We start from the raw sequence: 16,566 nt of genomic DNA, 5'->3' as shown, positions 1-16,566 counted from the left end.
GGAATGCCCCAGCAATGGATTTCTCACTCAAGCACCTGGCCGCGACAACCCTGATGCTGGCCAGCCTTTCATCGCTCACCACGCCAGCGCACGCCAACATCACCGCGCAACAGAGCGCAACCATCCTCAAGACCTTCAGTGACACGTCGGTAACGGATTTCAGGCAATTCCTGGGACGCGTGGCCGAAAGCGACCTTGCCAAGAGCGACAACCTCGGCCTGACAATCAGTGCTTTCCAGGGCAACAAAACCCTTTCCCCTGAACAGCAAAACGAGATCCATCGCCTGCTTGGCCTCTATGCACGGGTGAAGTACGGCAACGCTGCCACCGAAACCCTGCGCGAGCTGGTGGCCATTCCGACCTCGCGCGTGGACGGCATTGCCCAGCACGAGAATCCCGAATTCATCAAGATCGCCGACAAGCTCAAGGGCCTTGCCCAGGCCTTCAACCTGAACTTTCGCAATATCGACAACCGCGTCTATGAGATCTCCCTCGCAGGCAACGGCGACGAAGTCATCGGCATTCACGCTCATGCCGATGTGGTGCCCGTAACTCCAGAGAACTGGGTCCTGCAAGACGGCACCCGACTCGACCCGTTCAAGGTCACCCTGATCGGCGACCGCATGTATGGCAGGGGCACCGAGGATGACAAGAACGGCATCGTGGTGGCGCTCTACGCCATGAAGATCATCAAGGAAGAGAAGCTGCCGCTGGCCAGGAGTTTCAAGCTGCTGGTAGACACCACCGAGGAAACCACCGGCGACGCCATCCCCTATTATTTTGAACGTAACCCGACACCCAACTACAACCTGGCACTCGATGGCGGCTATCCGGTGGTGATCGCCGAAAAAGGCTACGGCACCGTCATGGCCAGTTTTCCTCGGCGCACCGCAGAGGGCAAAGGCGCTGAAATCACCTCAATGACGGGCGGCCTGGCAACCAATCAGATTCCGTCGACTTCGGTCGTCACTCTGGTGGCTGACAAGCCCGCCGAACTGGCCGCCCGCTTGCAGAAGGCAGGCAGCGATTATGCCAAGCGCAATGGCGGCAACTTCGAGGTGAGCGCACAAGTCGTCGGCAAGGACGTCAAACTTACGGTCACCGGCGTTTCCGCCCACTCCTCCGAGCCCGAGTCAGGCGTCAACCCGGTGGCAAGGATGCTGGGCTTCATCAACAGCCTCGATGGCAAGGTCGCGCTCAAGCACAACCACATTACCGACGCCGCCCGCTACGCCGTCGACAACTGGGGGCTAGACTACCTGGGGGGCAAGTTGGGGGTCGGTTTTTCCGATGCCTTCATGGGGCCGCTGACCACCTCCCTGACCTACGTCGGAATGGATGAAAAAGCCTTCCAGCTCGCGGTCAACCTGCGCGTGCCGAAGGGCAAGTCCCCGGAAACGCTCAAGGCCGAAATCGCCGAAAAGCTGGGCGCCTGGAGCAAGAAGACTCACTCTGCAGTGGCCTTCGACTACTCGATCGCCGAGCCGATGTACCGCAATCCCGAAGGTGAATGGGTCAAGGCGCTGTTGGCCGTGGCCAGCGAAAACCTTGGCATGGAACACAAGTTCGGTACCTCGGCCGGCGCCACCTCGGTCCATGAGCTGCCCAACGGAGTGCAGTTCGGTTTGGCCAGGCCCGAGCTCAAGTACACCGGCCACAACGACAACGAGTTCAAGACCGTCGGCCAGTTCCTGCTGGACCTGCAGATCGTGACCGAGATGATGGGGCGCATCGGGCAGCTGCCGACACTCTGATCCCCCTTTCGGACCCGCCATTCTGGCGGGTCCATCGTTTTGAGCGTCTTGCCCTGTACCGGCGGCTATTGCATAACTGACCTATTCTGAATCAACCGACAAGAAGTCAAACCCCACCTGACGTACCCGGACTCGGTCCTGGCACACAGTCCTTCGTCGGTGATGCTCGCCGTGACCATTGTGCTGGGCTGCGCAGTGCTCTCGGCCGCCGGGGTCAAGCGCACCCGAAAGCTTGCCCATGGCGTCGGAGCCGTTCACGGATTGCTTCACCTGGGACTGGCGATCGGGCTGCTGTGGCTCATGGGCCGTATCAACATCCACTACTTGCAGTTCGAGGTAGAAAGCCTGCTCCAGGTTTTGTTGTTCCTGGTGGGGACACTGATCCTCGGCGGTAGTTTGGGAGGCCTGCTGTTCGGTGCCTGGATGGTCATGGGCAATACCTTTTGGGGACTACATAGCGAGGTGGTTTTTTCCTCGCAACGCATCGCCGACCACAAATGCTTCCTGCGCATGCACTTCAACGGCGACCAACTCACCCTTTACCCGCTCAAACTGGAGAAGGTCTGCCGGCGCTGGTCCGTGGCGTCGGGAGTCGCCAAACTGGCGAAGGTGCAGCGCACCTGGAGGTTGCGGGCAACGCCTGAAAGCACTGGCCCGCGCTTCGTGCCAGCCTCGGGTGAGCTCGAACTGCGGTTGATTGAACAGCCCATCGTGATTCGGCGTGGAGGAAGCACCTCATGAGCTCGCCTGCCTTTATGGACAAGGGTTAGATTTGAACGACGCTGGCGGCATACCAGTGTCATTGCGTGATCCCGGCCGCCCGAGCTGACTCAAACTCAGCTCGACGCGCTCGCGGTTAACGCCCGGGCGGCCTTAGAACCCCTGCGTCCTGTCCTCATTCACAACCGCAATAAGCGACACGCTACGCCTTCGCGCCCTCCTCCCCTTTCCCCTCCCAAGTAGTCTGAAACTCCCATCCCGCATGGGAGTTTCGGCCGATGCGCAATTGCTGGCGTTTATCCATAGTTGCGGCCAAAGGTCAACGGTCAGGCCTCGATGACCGCAATTACTCTGGAGAAAGTCATGGCTATTGGCGACCAAAACACATCGCTAACAGAAGAGGTGGTGACAGCATCGATTACGGCCAACGCTCTGAGCGTTGTGGCCTCCGGCGCGAACGTTACGCTGGACGAAACGGCCGGGTTGCAAAACACCACCGCCACGCCCAGCCCTGCAGGAGACGCGGACGACAACGACATCCTGCTGGCGTCCCTGCCCTCGACTTTCTCTACCCGTTTGACCGCACTGGCGGCAGGTACCGCAACGGGTGCAGCCTTGAGTGGCTACACCGGTGCCGCAGGCAACACCGGCAGCAATGCGTTCAGCGTCAGCGCTGACCCCGGAGCAACCATTACCGATATCAGTTTCGTCGACAGCGCTGGCGTACCGCTCAATGGCCTGGACAGCGGACTGGATACCCTCGATGGCACCAGCATCCTTCTCTATACCGATACCAACAACAACATCCTTCTGGGCCGAGCCGGAAGCGCAAGCGGCGCGATCGTGTTCGCGGCCTATATCGAAGAAACCGGATCACCGCTCTCGGGCGGCAAGATCTGGACCGTGGAGTACCAACCGCTCAAGCATCCAGATGCGACGAACCCCGACGATGCAGTCAATCTGCTGAATAAGGTGTTCATCGGAGCCGGTCAGGACGCGGAATTCAGTCTGGACAAAGCGCCGTCGGGCCAGCAATTGTTCCTTATGTTCACGACCGCGGGCGCGACGGCCGATGCGAACGGCCGGATTCCTGGTGTCTCGATCGTCGTCACCGGCAGGGATCCGCTGGATCAGTCGGCAAGCAGTGATGCCATCACCAGCGCCGACACGGTCAACAGCAGCCAGGGCGGCGGCAACACAACCCTGGGCACCAACAACCAGGCGATCACCGAACAGGAGGGTCTGCGCTTCAGCTTCGTCACCGGTGCCAAGGCGGACTTCACGATCCCTAACCTGACCCCGGGCGAAGCGGGGGTCGAAGCGAACATCGACTTCACTCAGTACTTCGGCGCCCGCTCCGCGACCTTCAAGGTCGTGCAGGAGACGGGCGGAACAACCGCGAAGCTCTTGCTCACCGCCGTCAAGAACGCCGACAACGTCAGCGGGTCGCAGAGCGGCGTCAACTTCATCAACAGCTACGCCAACGACAGCACCGAAAAGGTCGCGATCATCAACGGCAGTGTCACCGTGAAGACGTTCGCGGGCGCCACCGTCAGCGGCGTCGTCATCACCTACAACGCCGACGGCACGGTGCTGATCACCGGCGTTCCGACCGACTCGCAGATCACCTACAGCACGGCGACCGACCACAACCGCGTGATGATCGAGAACGCCGGATTGCTGACCGACAAGAACGGCGACAAGACGCACGCTGACTTCGACATTGGCGGCTTCAAGGTGCTGCAGTCCAGCACGTCAACCGCCGAAATCGGCTCCAAGATGATCTTCGAGGACGACGGGCCGAGCATCAGCACCACTGGCACGGAACCGACGCTGACGGTGGACGAAACGGTACTGGCGACCAACGATACCAAGAGCTTTGCGGCCAACTTCACCTCGGCGTTTGGCGCCGATGGCGCGGGCACGCTGACCTATGCGCTGGGCGTGGTGGTGGGTGCCTCCGGGCTGACCGACACGGCCACCGGCCAAGCGGTCAACCTGTCGCTCAACGGCGCAGTGGTCGAAGGCCGCACGGCGATTAGCAACGATCTGGTGTTCACGGTCAGCGTCGCCACCAATGGTGACGTTACCCTCGACCAGATTCGCGCCGTGGTGCATCCCGACGCGACCAATCCGGATGATTCGAAGACCCTGACCTCGGACAACCTGGTGACGCTGACGGCGACCAAGACCGACAGGGACGGCGACAGCGTCCAGGCGAGCCTGAACATTGGCCAGAACCTGGCGTTCAAGGACGACGGACCCAGCGTCAGCACCACCGGCACGGAACCGACGCTGACGGTGGACGAAACGGTGCTGGCGACCAACGATACCAAGAGCTTTGCCGCCAACTTCAGCTCGGCGTTCGGCGCCGATGGTGCCGGCACGCTGACCTATGCGCTGGGCGTGGTGGTGGGTGCCTCCGGGCTGGTGGACACGGCCACGGGCCAGGCGGTCAACCTGTCGCTCAACGGCGCAGTGGTCGAAGGCCGCACGGCCATCAGCAACCTGCTGGTGTTCACGGCCAGCGTGGCCGCCAACGGTGATGTCACCCTCGACCAGATCCGCGCGGTAGTGCATCCCAACACGACCAACCCCGACGATTCGAAGACCCTGACGGCGGACAACCTGATAACGCTGACGGCAACCATCACCGACAAAGACGGCGACAGCGCCCAGGCGACCCTCAACATCGGCCAGAACCTGGTGTTCAAGGACGACGGGCCAAGCATCAGCACCACCGGCACGGAACCGACGCTGACGGTGGACGAAACGGTGCTGGCAACCAACGATACCAAGAGCTTTGCCGCCAACTTCAGCTCGGCGTTTGGCGCTGACGGTGCCGGCACACTGACCTATGCGCTGGGCGTGGTGGTGGGGGCCTCCGGGCTGACCGACACGGCCAGCGGCCAGGCGGTGAACCTGTCGCTCAACGGCGGCGTGGTCGAAGGCCGCACGGCCACCAGCAACCTGCTGGTGTTCACCGCCAGCGTCGCCGCCAATGGCGACGTCACCCTCGACCAACTCCGCGCGGTGGTGCATTCCAACGCCAGCAATCCCGATGATTCGACGACGCTGTCGGCGGACAACCTGGTGACGCTGATAGCGACCAAGACCGATGGGGACGGTGACAGCGCCCAGGCGACCCTGAACATAGGGCAGAACCTGGTGTTCAAGGACGACGGCCCATCACTCGCCTTCGGCAACCTGATCGGGACCGGCAGCATCCTTCCACAACAAGGGTACTGGGATAATTCGACCGGCGCCGACGGGCTGGGTGCAACCGGGCTGGATATTTCGTTGGTGAATAACCAGTTCACCCTCGTCCGGCCAGACAACACGACCACGACCGGAACCGGCACGCTTACCGAACAGGCGTCCTCACCGGACGCCAATGGCGCCTACCACTTCGCAGGCACGTTGACCGGCGATTTCGACAACAACGCCGCCACCGCGAATACCTCCGTCGACTACACGCTGACCGCCTATACCAACGGCAGCTATACCCTGGACCTGGTGCAAGGCTTCAGTTCGACGATCGTGCTCAGCAGTGCCGACGGCTCGCTCAGTGCCGGCGGCCCGGATCCGGTGCGCACCTTGTTAATCCCGGCACAGAATCCACCGACGATTCCTTCGCCATCCGAGGAGATTGTGTTCTTTTCCGCGAAGCCGCTTGCGTCAACGGCGGACATCCTGACCGGCATCGGGGTCGGGAAAACCGACCCCACCGAAGCCCAGCTACAGACCACCCCGCTGCCGTCGTACATCGACTCGGCGGCCATGAACGTCAGCACGTCCGGCATCGGCGTCGCCAATAACATTCTCCAGGGAGACAGCCTGGCGGCCATCAGCAATGCCGATGAAAGTTTCGTGATCAATCCGGAGAGCCTGCTGACAGGCATGAAGATCTTCATCGACAACTCCGTGGGGGGTTACAACACGGCGACCGAGGACCTGTACTACAGGATCTACTACGAGGATGGCTCGTTCTCGGCCCTCACCGAGGTGAACACCGTGACGCCGGAGGCCGGCGGACAAGTGTCCTTCCTCGTTCAGCAGCAGGGCACGAAGTTGATCGACGCGGTTCAGCTCACGATGGGCCGAGGCGATGTCAAAATCCCGGTGATCCAGTTCATTCAGCAGACCGAGAACATGGCCAGCGATATCAAACTGGCGTTCAACGCGACGCTGACGGACAAGGATGGGGACTCGGCGACGAGCACGTTCGACGCCAACCTGTTCGCCAACGACCTGGGTACCACCTTCGACTTCACGCTGGTGGGCACGGTCGGTGAACGGGATGCCTTCAACGTCGATTTGTCATTCACCCAAAACAAGTACCAGGTCACCGGCTTCGATGCGAACGCAGGGCTGCGCGACACGCTGGTGCTCAACGGCGACCAGAGTTCCGTTGTCCAGTCGATCGACAACAGCGGCGCAAACAGCATCGTGACGATTGCCGAAACGGGCGGACAAATCACGACCATCACCTTGGTCGGGGTCGATGTTCTGAATACCGACATTGTCCATGGCAGCGCCTGAGGCGGCGCGCGCGTAAAAGGATGCGAGGGTGGTGCAGACCACCCTCGCATTTTTTTGCCGTTCCACCACAAGGCTTGAACGCCGCGGGTACATACACGTTACGCGGCAGGCCACCGACGAGGACGACTAGTCTGAAACTCCTACCCCGTCTGGGAGTATCGGCCGATGCGCCCCCCCCGACGCTTCTCCATAGTGGCGTTTCAAGGTCAACGGTCAGGCCTCGATGACCGCAATTGCTCTGGAGAACAATCATGGCTATTGGAATCACCGGCGTGGATGTTTCGCTGGACGAAACGGCCGGCTTGCAAAACGCTACCGCCACGCCAAGCCCTGCGGGAGACGCTGACGACAATGACATTCTGGTAGCGTCCCTGCCCTCGACCTTTTCTACCCGCTTGACCGCATTGGGGGCAGGTACCGCAACGGGTGCAGCCTTGAGTGGCTATACAGGTGCCGCGGGCAACACCGGCAGCAATGCGTTCACCATCAGCGCCGCGCCCGGAGCAACCATTACCGATATCAGCTTCGTCGACAGCACTGGCGCACCGCTCAATGGCCTGGACAGCGGGCTGGATACCCTCGATGGCACCAGCATCCTTCTCTATACCGATACGAACAACAACATCCTTCTAGGCCGAGCCGGGAGCGCAAGCGGCGCGATCGTGTTCGCGGCCTATATCGAAGAAACCGGTTCGCCAGCCTCGGGCGGCAAGATCTGGACCGTGGAGTACCAACCGCTCCAGCATCCAGATGCTACGAACGCCGATGATTCGCTCAACCTGCTGGATAAGGTATTCGTCGGAACCAGTCAGGACCTGGAATTCAGCCTGGCCGGTGTGCCCTCCGGTGCGAACCTGTTCCTGATGTTCACGAAGACGAACCCGACAGTTGTCGACGACGGTGGTGTCTTGCGGATCACGGATCCCACCATCATCGCCACCGGCAAGGACCCCGCCGACGAGTCAAGCGGCGCCAATATCAACACTGGCGACACGATCATTACCAGCCAGGCGGCTAACCCGACCACCTTCGGCACCAACAGTCAGATGATTACGGAACAGGATGGCATCCGCTTTTCGTTCGTCACCGGTGCCAGGCAGGATGTGACCATTCCCAACCTGAGTCCGACCGAAGCCGATGTTGAATCCAACATCGACTTTACCGGCGTCTTCAACGCGAAGATGGCCAGCTTCGACGTCGTGCAGTTGCAAAGCGGCAAGAGTGCCGTGGTAAAAATCAGCGCATTCAGCACCGCGGCTGAACCTGGCGTGAACTTCATCAACGGCTATGTGGGTGATACGTCAATTGCCATCACCAATGTTCGCGTCTTCAACAGCGCCGGGGTGGTGATCGAGAATTCAAACGGATCGGTGAATGATCCGGCCATTGCCATTACCATTTCTGGTGGGGTTGCAACCATCACCGGCGTTTTGGCCGGCTACCAGATTGAATACACCACAGCGGCGGATCACAACCGCGTACTCGTCGAGAACGGGGCGGCTCTCGACGCCAGGGGCAATACCCACGCCGATTTTGATATCGGTGGTTTCACACTGCTCCAAACTGCTGTTACGACCGCCGAAATCGGCTCCAAGATGATCTTCGAAGACGACGGCCCTACACTCGCGTTCGGCAACCTGATCGGGACCGGTAGCGTGCTTCCACAACAAGGCTACTGGGATAACTCGACCGGAGCCGACGGACTGGGTGCAACAGGTCTGGATATTTCGTTGGTGAATAACCAGTTCACCCTCGTCCGGCCAGACAACACGACCACGACCGGGACCGGTACGCTCACCGAGCAGTCACCCTCACCGGACGCCAACGGCGCCTACCACTTCGCAGGGACGTTGACCGGCGATTTCGACAACAACGCCTCCACGGCGAATACCAGCGTCGACTACACGCTGACCGCCTATAACAATGGCACCTATACACTGGACCTGGTGCAAGGCTTCGGTTCGACGGTCGTGCTCAGCAGTGCCGACGGCTCGCTCAGTGCCGGCGGTCCGGATCCAGTGCGCACATTGTTGATTCCGAAGACGAATGACCCGACTATTCCTTCGCCATCCGAGGAGATTGTGTTCTTTTCCGCGAAGCCGCTAGCGTCGACTTCGGACATCCTGACCGGTATCGGGCTTGGAGCACCCGACCCCACCGAAGCCCAGCTACAAACCAACCCCCTGCCCTCGTACATCGACCCGAGGGCCATGAACGTCAGCACGTCCGGCATCGGCGTCGCCAATAACGTCCTCCAGGGAGACAACCTGGCGGCAATCGGCGCTACCGATGAAAGTTTCGTGATCAATCCGGAGAGCCTGCTGTCGGCCATGAAGATCTTCATCGACAACTCCGTGGGGGGGTACAACACGGCGACCGAGGATCTGTACTACCGGATCTACTACGAGGATGGCACGTTCTCGAACCTCACCGAGGTGAACACCCTGACGCCGGAGGCCGGCGGACAGGTGTCCTTCCTCGTTGAGAAGCAAGGCACGGCATTGATCGACGCAGTTCAGCTGACGATGGGCCGAGGCGATATCAAGATCCCGGTAATCCAGTTCATTCAGCAGACCGAGAACCTGGCCAGCGATATCAAGCTGGCGTTCAACGCGACGCTGACGGACAAGGATGGAGACTCGGCGACGAGTGCGTTCGACGCCAACCTGTTCGCCAACGACTTGGGCACCACCTTCGACTTCACGCTGGTGGGCACGAGCGGTGAGCGGGATGCCTTCAACGTCGATTTGTCATTCACTCAAAACAAGTACCAGGTCACCGGCTTCGATGCGAGCGCAGGCTTGCGAGACACGCTGGTGCTCAACGGCGACCAGAGTTCCGTTGTCCAGTCGATCGACAACAGCGGCGCAGACAGCATCGTGACGGTTGCCGAAACGGGCGGACAACTAACGACCATTACTTTGGTCGGGGTTGATCTGCTGAGTACCGACATTGTCCATGGCAGCGCCTGAGGCAGCGCGCGCGTAAAAGGATGCGAGGGTGGTGCGGACCACCCTCGCATTGTTTTTTGCGGTTCCAGTAGCCACCTGAGTTGGCTCACATTCAGCTCGACGCGCTGCCGGTTAAAGTCCGGGCGAGCATCAGCAGCATGTGCTCATTCACAAACGGAATATGCGACAGCACGCCTTCGCGTCCTCATCCCGTGTCCCCCTCCCACGTAGGCCGAAACTCCCACCCCGCCTGGGAGTATCGGCCGATGTGCAATCTCCGGCGCTTCGTCATAGTTACAGAGGTCAATGGTCCGGCCTCAATGACCGTAATTGCTCAGGAGAACGTCATGACTATTCGCGAGCAAAACTCATCGCTAACGGGCGATCCAACCTCCCTCAACTTAACCTCGATTACGGCCAACGCTCTGAGCGTGGCGCCCGGCGCGAACGTTACGCTGGACGAAACGGCAGGGTTGCAGAACCTCACCGCCACACCAAGCCCCGCGGGAGACGCTGACGATAACGATATCCTGGTGGCATCCCTGCCCTCGGCTTTCTCTACCCGCTTAACCGCACTGGGGGCAGGTACTGCAACGGGTGCGGCCTTGAGCGGCTATACCGGTGCCGCGGGCAACACCGGCAGCAATGCGTTCACCCTCACCGACCCGTCCGGCGTTACCGATATCCGCTTCGTCGACAGCGCTGGCGCACCGCTCGACGGCGTGGACAGTGGACTGGATACCCTCGATGGCACCAGCATCCTTCTCTACACCGATACGAACAATAACAACATCCTTGTGGGCCGAGCCGGAAGCGCAAGCGGCGCGATCGTGTTCGCGGCCTATATTGAAGAAACCGGATCGCCAGTCTCGGGCGGCAAGATCTGGACCGTGGAATACCAACCGCTCAAGCATCCAGATGCGACGAACCCCGATGATTCGCTCAATCTGCAGGATAAGGTGTTCGTCGGAGTCAGTCAGGACCTGGGATTCAGTCTGGCCGGAGCGCCCTCCGGTCAGAACCTCTTCCTGATGTTCACGAAAGCGAACCCGACAACTGAAGTTATCAACGGTGTCACACGGATCACCGATCCCACCATCATCGCCACCGGCAAGGATCCCGCAGACCAGTCAAGTGGCGCCAACATAAACACTGGCGACACGATCAATACCAGCCAGGGTGGTGGGCCGACCACCATCGGCACCAACAACCAGATGATTGTGGAACAGGAAGGCATCCGCTTTTCGTTCGTCACCGGTGCCAGGCAGGATGTGACCGTTCCCAACCTTAGCCAGACCGAAGCCGATGTTGAGTCCAACATCGACTTTACCGGTGTCTACAATTCGACATCGGCCAATTTCGACGTCGTGCAGTTGCAAAGCGGCAAGACTGCCGTGGTAAAAATCAGCGCATTCAGCACCGCTGCTGAACCTGGCGCAAATTTCATCAACGGCTATGCGAATGACACGCCGGTTGCCATCACCAATGTTCAAGTCATCAACAATAGCACCGGGCTGGTGATCGAAAATTCCGACGGTTCGGTGAATGATCCGACCATAACCATCAGCTTCACGGGTGGGGTTGCAACACTCACCGGCATTAAAGCCGGCTACCAGATTGAATACACCACGACATCGGATCACAACCGCGTGCTCATCGAGAACGGGGCGGCCCTCGACGCCAGGGGCGATAACCACGCCGACTTTGATATCGGCGGCTTCTCGCTGCGCCAAGCCTCCACCTCGACCGCCGAAATCGGCTCCAAGATGATCTTCGAAGACGACGGGCCGAGCGTCAGTGCGGCCGGCACGGAACCGACGTTGACGGTAGACGAAACGGTGCTGACGACCGACGCCACCCAGAACTTCGCCGCTAACTTCAGCTCGGCGTTTGGCGCTGACGGTGCGGGCACGCTGACCTATGCGCTGGGCGTGACTGCCGGCCCGTCGGGGCTGACGGATACGGCCACCGGTGAAGCCGTCAACCTGTCACTCAACGGCACCGTGGTCGAAGGTCGCACGGCCACCACCAACCTGCTGGTGTTCACCGTCAGCGTCGCTGCCAACGGTGACGTCACTCTCGACCAGCAACGGGCCGTGGTGCATCCCGACGCGACCAACCCGGATGATTCGACCAGTCTGACCTCGGACAATCTGGTGACCCTGACCGCCACCATCACCGACAAGGACGGCGACAGTGCCCATGCCACCCTGAACATCGGGCAGAACCTGGTGTTCAAGGATGACGGGCCAAGCATCAGCACCACCGGCAGCGAGCCAACGCTGACGGTCGACGAAACGGTGTTGACGACCGATGCCACCCAGAACTTCGCCGCCAACTTCACCTCGGCGTTTGGCGCCGACGGTGCGGGTACGCTGACCTATGCACTGGGCGTGGTAGCCGGTGCCTCCGGGCTGACCGATACGGCCACTGGTGAGGCAGTCAATCTGTCGCTCAACGGCACCGTAGTCGAAGGTCGCACGGCCACCACCAACCTGCTGGTGTTCACCGTCAGCGTCGCCGCCAACGGTGACGTCACTCTCGACCAGCAACGGGCCGTGGTGCATCCCGACGCGACCAACCCGGATGATTCGACCAGTCTGACCTCGGACAATCTGGTGACCCTGACCGCCACCATCACCGACAAGGACGGCGACAGTGCCCATGCCACCCTGAACATCGGGCAGAACCTGGTGTTCAAGGATGACGGGCCAAGCATCAGCACCACCGGCAGCGAGCCAACGCTGACGGTCGACGAAACGGTGTTGACGACCGACGCCACCCAGAGCTTCGCGGCTAACTTCACCTCGGCGTTTGGCGCTGACGGTGCGGGCACGCTGACCTATGCGCTGGGCGTGACTGTCGGCCCGTCGGGACTGACGGATACGGCCACCGGTGAAGCGGTGAACCTGTCACTCAACGGCACCGTAGTCGAAGGCCGCACGGCCACCACTAACCTGCTGGTGTTCACTGTCAGTGTCGCCGCCAACGGTGACGTCACCCTCGACCAGCAACGGGCCGTGGTGCATCCCGATCCAACCAATCCGGATGATTCGACCAGCCTGACCTCGGACAATCTGGTGACCCTGACCGCCACCATCACCGACAAGGACGGCGACAGTGCCCATGCCACGCTGAACATCGGCCAGAACCTGGTGTTCAAGGACGACGGGCCAAGCATCAGCACCACTGGCACGGAGCCAACGTTGACGGTCGACGAAACAGTGCTGACCACCGATGCCACCCAGAGCTTCGCGGCTAACTTCACCTCAGTGTTTGGCGCCGACGGTGCGGGCACGCTGACCTATGCACTGGGCGTGGTAGCAGGCGGCTCCGGACTGACCGATACGGCCACCGGTGAAGCGGTCAACCTGTCGCTCAACGGCACCGTGGTCGAAGGTCGCACGGCCACCACCAACCTGCTGGTGTTCACCGTCAGCGTGGCTGCCAACGGTGACGTCACTCTCGACCAGCAACGGGCCATAGTGCATCCCGACCCTACCAATCCGGATGATTCGACCAGTCTGACCTCGGACAATCTGGTGACCCTGACCGCCACCATCACCGACAAGGACGGCGACAGTGCCTATGCCACGCTGAACATCGGCCAAAACCTGGTGTTCAAGGATGACGGACCCAGCATCAGCACCACTGGCACGGAGCCAATCCTGACGGTCGACGAAACAGTACTGGCCACCAACGACACCCAGAGCTTTACCGCCAACTTCAGCTCGGCATTTGGCGCTGACGGTGCGGGTACGCTGACCTATGCACTGGGCGTGGTCGCGGGCGGTTCCGGGCTGACCGATACCGCTACCGGCCAAGCGGTGAATTTGTCGCTTAACGGTACAGTCGTGGAAGGCCGCACAGCGATTAGCAACGATCTGGTATTCACCGTCAGTGTCGCTGCCAATGGTGACGTTACCCTCGACCAAATCCGCGCCGTGGTGCATCCCGATGCGACCAACCCGGATGATTCGACGAGCCTGACCTCGGACAACCTGGTAACGCTGACCGCCACCATCACCGACAAGGACGGCGACAGTGCCCATGCCACACTGAACATCGGCCAGAACCTGGTGTTCAAGGATGACGGGCCAAGCATCAGCACCACCGGCACGGAGCCAACGCTGACAGTGGACGAAACGGTGCTGGCGACCAACGACACCCAGAGCTTTACCGCCAACTTCAGCTCGGCGTTTGGCGCTGACGGGGCCGGCACGCTGACCTATGCACTGGGTGTGGTAGCGGGCGGCTCCGGGCTGACCGACACGGCCACCGGTGAAGCGGTCAACCTGTCACTCAACGGCACCGTGGTCGAAGGCCGCACGGCCACCACCAACCTGCTGGTATTCACGGTCAGCGTCGCCGCTAATGGCGACGTCACCCTCGACCAGCAACGGGCCGTGGTGCATCCAGACCCAACCAATCCGGATGATTCGACGAGCCTGACCTCGGACACTCTGGTGACCCTGACGGCCACCATCACCGACAAGGATGGCGACAGTGCCCACGCGACCCTCAACATCGGCCAGAACCTGGTGTTCAAGGACGACGGGCCGAGCATCAGCACCACCGGCACGGAGCCAACGCTGACGGTCGACGAAACAGTACTGGCCACCAACGACACCCAGAGCTTTACCGCCAACTTCAGCTCGGCGTTTGGCGCTGACGGTGCGGGCACGCTGACCTATGCACTGGGTGTGGTAGCGGGCGGCTCCGGGCTGACCGACACGGCCACCGGTGAAGCGGTCAACCTGTCACTCAACGGCACCGTGGTCGAAGGCCGCACGGCCACCACCAACCTGCTGGTATTCACGGTCAGCGTCGCCGCTAATGGCGACGTCACCCTTGACCAACTCCGTGCCGTGGTGCATCCCGACCCAACCAATCCGGATGATTCGACGAGTCTGACCTCGGACAATCTGGTGACCCTGACCGCAACCATCACCGACAAGGACGGCGACAGTGCCCACGCGACCCTCAACATCGGGAAAAACCTGGTGTTCGAGGACGACGGCCCGTCACTCGCCTTCGGCAACCTGATCGGAACCGGTAGCATCCTTCCACAACAGGGATACTGGGATCATTCAACCGGAGCCGACGGACTGGGGGCGACCGGTCTGGATATTTCGTTGGTGAATAACCAATTCACCCTCGTCCGGCCAGACAACACGACCACGACCGGGACCGGCACGCTCACCGAGCAATCGCCGTCACCGGACGCCAACGGCGCGTTCCACTTCGCAGGCACGTTGACCGGTGATTTCGACAACAACGCCTCCACCGCGAATACCACCGTCGACTACACGCTGACCGCCTTTGCCAATGGCACCTATGCACTGGACCTGGTGCAAGGCTTCAGTTCGCAGATCGTGCTCAGCAGTGCCGACGGCTCACTCACAGCCGGCGGCCCGGATCCGGTGCGCACGTTGTTGATCCCGCCGCAGAATCCGCCGACTATTCCTTCACCATCTGAGGAGGTTGTGTTCTTTTCCGCGAAGCCGCTTGCGTCAACGGCGGACATCCTGACCGGCATCGGGCTCGGGGCCCCCGACCCCACCGAAGCCCAGCTACAGACCAACCCGCTGCCATCGTACATCGACCCGGCGGCCATGAACGTCAGCACGGCCGGCATCGGTGTCGCCAATAACCTGTTCCAGGGAGACAACCTGGCGGCCATCAGCAATGCCGATGAAAGCTTCGTGATCAATCCGGAAAGCCTGCTGACGAGCATGAAGGTCTTCATCGACAACTCCGTGGGGGGTTACAACACGGCGACCGAGGACTTGTACTACAGGGCTTTCTACGAGGATGGCACGTTCTCGAACCTGATCGAGGTGAACACCGTGACGCCGGAGGCCGGTGGACAGGTGTCCTTCGTCATTCAGAGCGATGGCACGAACCTGATCGACGCGGTTCAGCTCACGATGGCCCGGGGCGAGATCAAGATCCCGACGATCGAGTTCACTCATGAGACCGAAAGCCTGGCCAGCGATATCAAACTGGCGTTCAACGCGACGCTGACGGACAAGGATGGGGACTCGGCGACGAGTACGTTCGACGCCAACCTGTTCGCCAACGACTTGGGCACCACCTTCGACTTCACGCTGGTGGGCACAAGCGGTGAGCGGGATGCCTTCAACGTCGACTTGTCATTCACCCAGAACAAGTACCAAGTCACCGGCTTCGATGCGAGCGCAGGGCTGCGAGACACGCTGGTGCTCAATGGCGACCAGAGCGCCGTTGTCCAGTCGATCGACAACAGCGGCGCGGACAGCATCGTGACAGTTGCCGAAACGGGCGGACAAATCACGACCATCACCTTGGTCGGGGTTGATCTGCTGAATACCGACATTGTCCATGGCAGCGCCTGAGACGGCGCGTGCGTAAAGGATGCGAGGGTGGTGCAAACCACCCTCGCATTTTTTTGCAGTTCCAATACCACATCCGCACGGATCGCATTCGTTGTGAGCGCTCGAGCACCACAAGACTTGAACACCGGGCACCCTGCGGCAGGCCTCCGACAAGCACGACTAGTCTGAAACTCCCAGCCCGCGTGGGAGTTTCGGCTGATGTGCAATCCCCGGTGCTTCTCC

At 60.9% G+C, this 16,566-nt stretch carries 4 protein-coding genes and 1 pseudogene; all 5 read left to right on the top strand.

Annotated elements, in window-relative coordinates:
* Window positions 1–14 precede the first annotated feature (14 nt).
* Window positions 15–1,754 carry a dipeptidase gene (locus tag ACZ9BB_RS08415; RefSeq protein WP_476213349.1) on the top strand — a complete coding sequence of 580 codons (1,740 nt, stop codon included), beginning with the start codon at window positions 15–17 and terminating at the stop codon, window positions 1,752–1,754.
* Window positions 1,755–1,889: 135 nt separating this feature from the next.
* Window positions 1,890–2,495 (top strand): annotated as a pseudogene (locus ACZ9BB_RS08410) (preprotein translocase subunit YajC); the annotation flags it as partial.
* A 342-nt stretch (window positions 2,496–2,837) separates the two neighbouring features.
* A complete protein-coding gene (locus ACZ9BB_RS08405) occupies window positions 2,838–7,016 on the top strand; it encodes a DUF5801 repeats-in-toxin domain-containing protein (RefSeq protein WP_476218243.1) in 4,179 nt (1,392 codons plus the stop codon).
* 251 nt (window positions 7,017–7,267) lie between these two features.
* Window positions 7,268–9,988, top strand: coding sequence for a DUF5801 repeats-in-toxin domain-containing protein (locus ACZ9BB_RS08400; RefSeq protein WP_476213348.1), 2,721 nt, complete (start codon window positions 7,268–7,270; stop codon window positions 9,986–9,988).
* 326 nt (window positions 9,989–10,314) lie between these two features.
* Complete coding sequence (locus tag ACZ9BB_RS08395) at window positions 10,315–16,344, top strand: DUF5801 repeats-in-toxin domain-containing protein (protein ID WP_476213347.1); 6,030 nt, start codon at window positions 10,315–10,317, stop codon at window positions 16,342–16,344.
* The last annotated feature ends 222 nt before the right edge of the window (window positions 16,345–16,566 follow it).

It is taken from the genome of Pseudomonas sp. TE3552 (assembly GCF_056278945.1).
This window is presented reverse-complemented; position numbering and strand designations above follow the sequence as displayed.

Bases quoted from the DNA above. Each gene is read 5' to 3' on its own strand.
- ACZ9BB_RS08400 (WP_476213348.1), top strand. From the start codon at position 7,268: ATGGCTATTGGAATCACCGGCGTGGATGTTTCGCTGGACGAAACGGCC.
- ACZ9BB_RS08415 (WP_476213349.1), top strand. From the start codon at position 15: ATGGATTTCTCACTCAAGCACCTGGCCGCGACAACCCTGATGCTGGCC.
- ACZ9BB_RS08405 (WP_476218243.1), top strand. From the start codon at position 2,838: ATGGCTATTGGCGACCAAAACACATCGCTAACAGAAGAGGTGGTGACA.
- ACZ9BB_RS08395 (WP_476213347.1), top strand. From the start codon at position 10,315: ATGACTATTCGCGAGCAAAACTCATCGCTAACGGGCGATCCAACCTCC.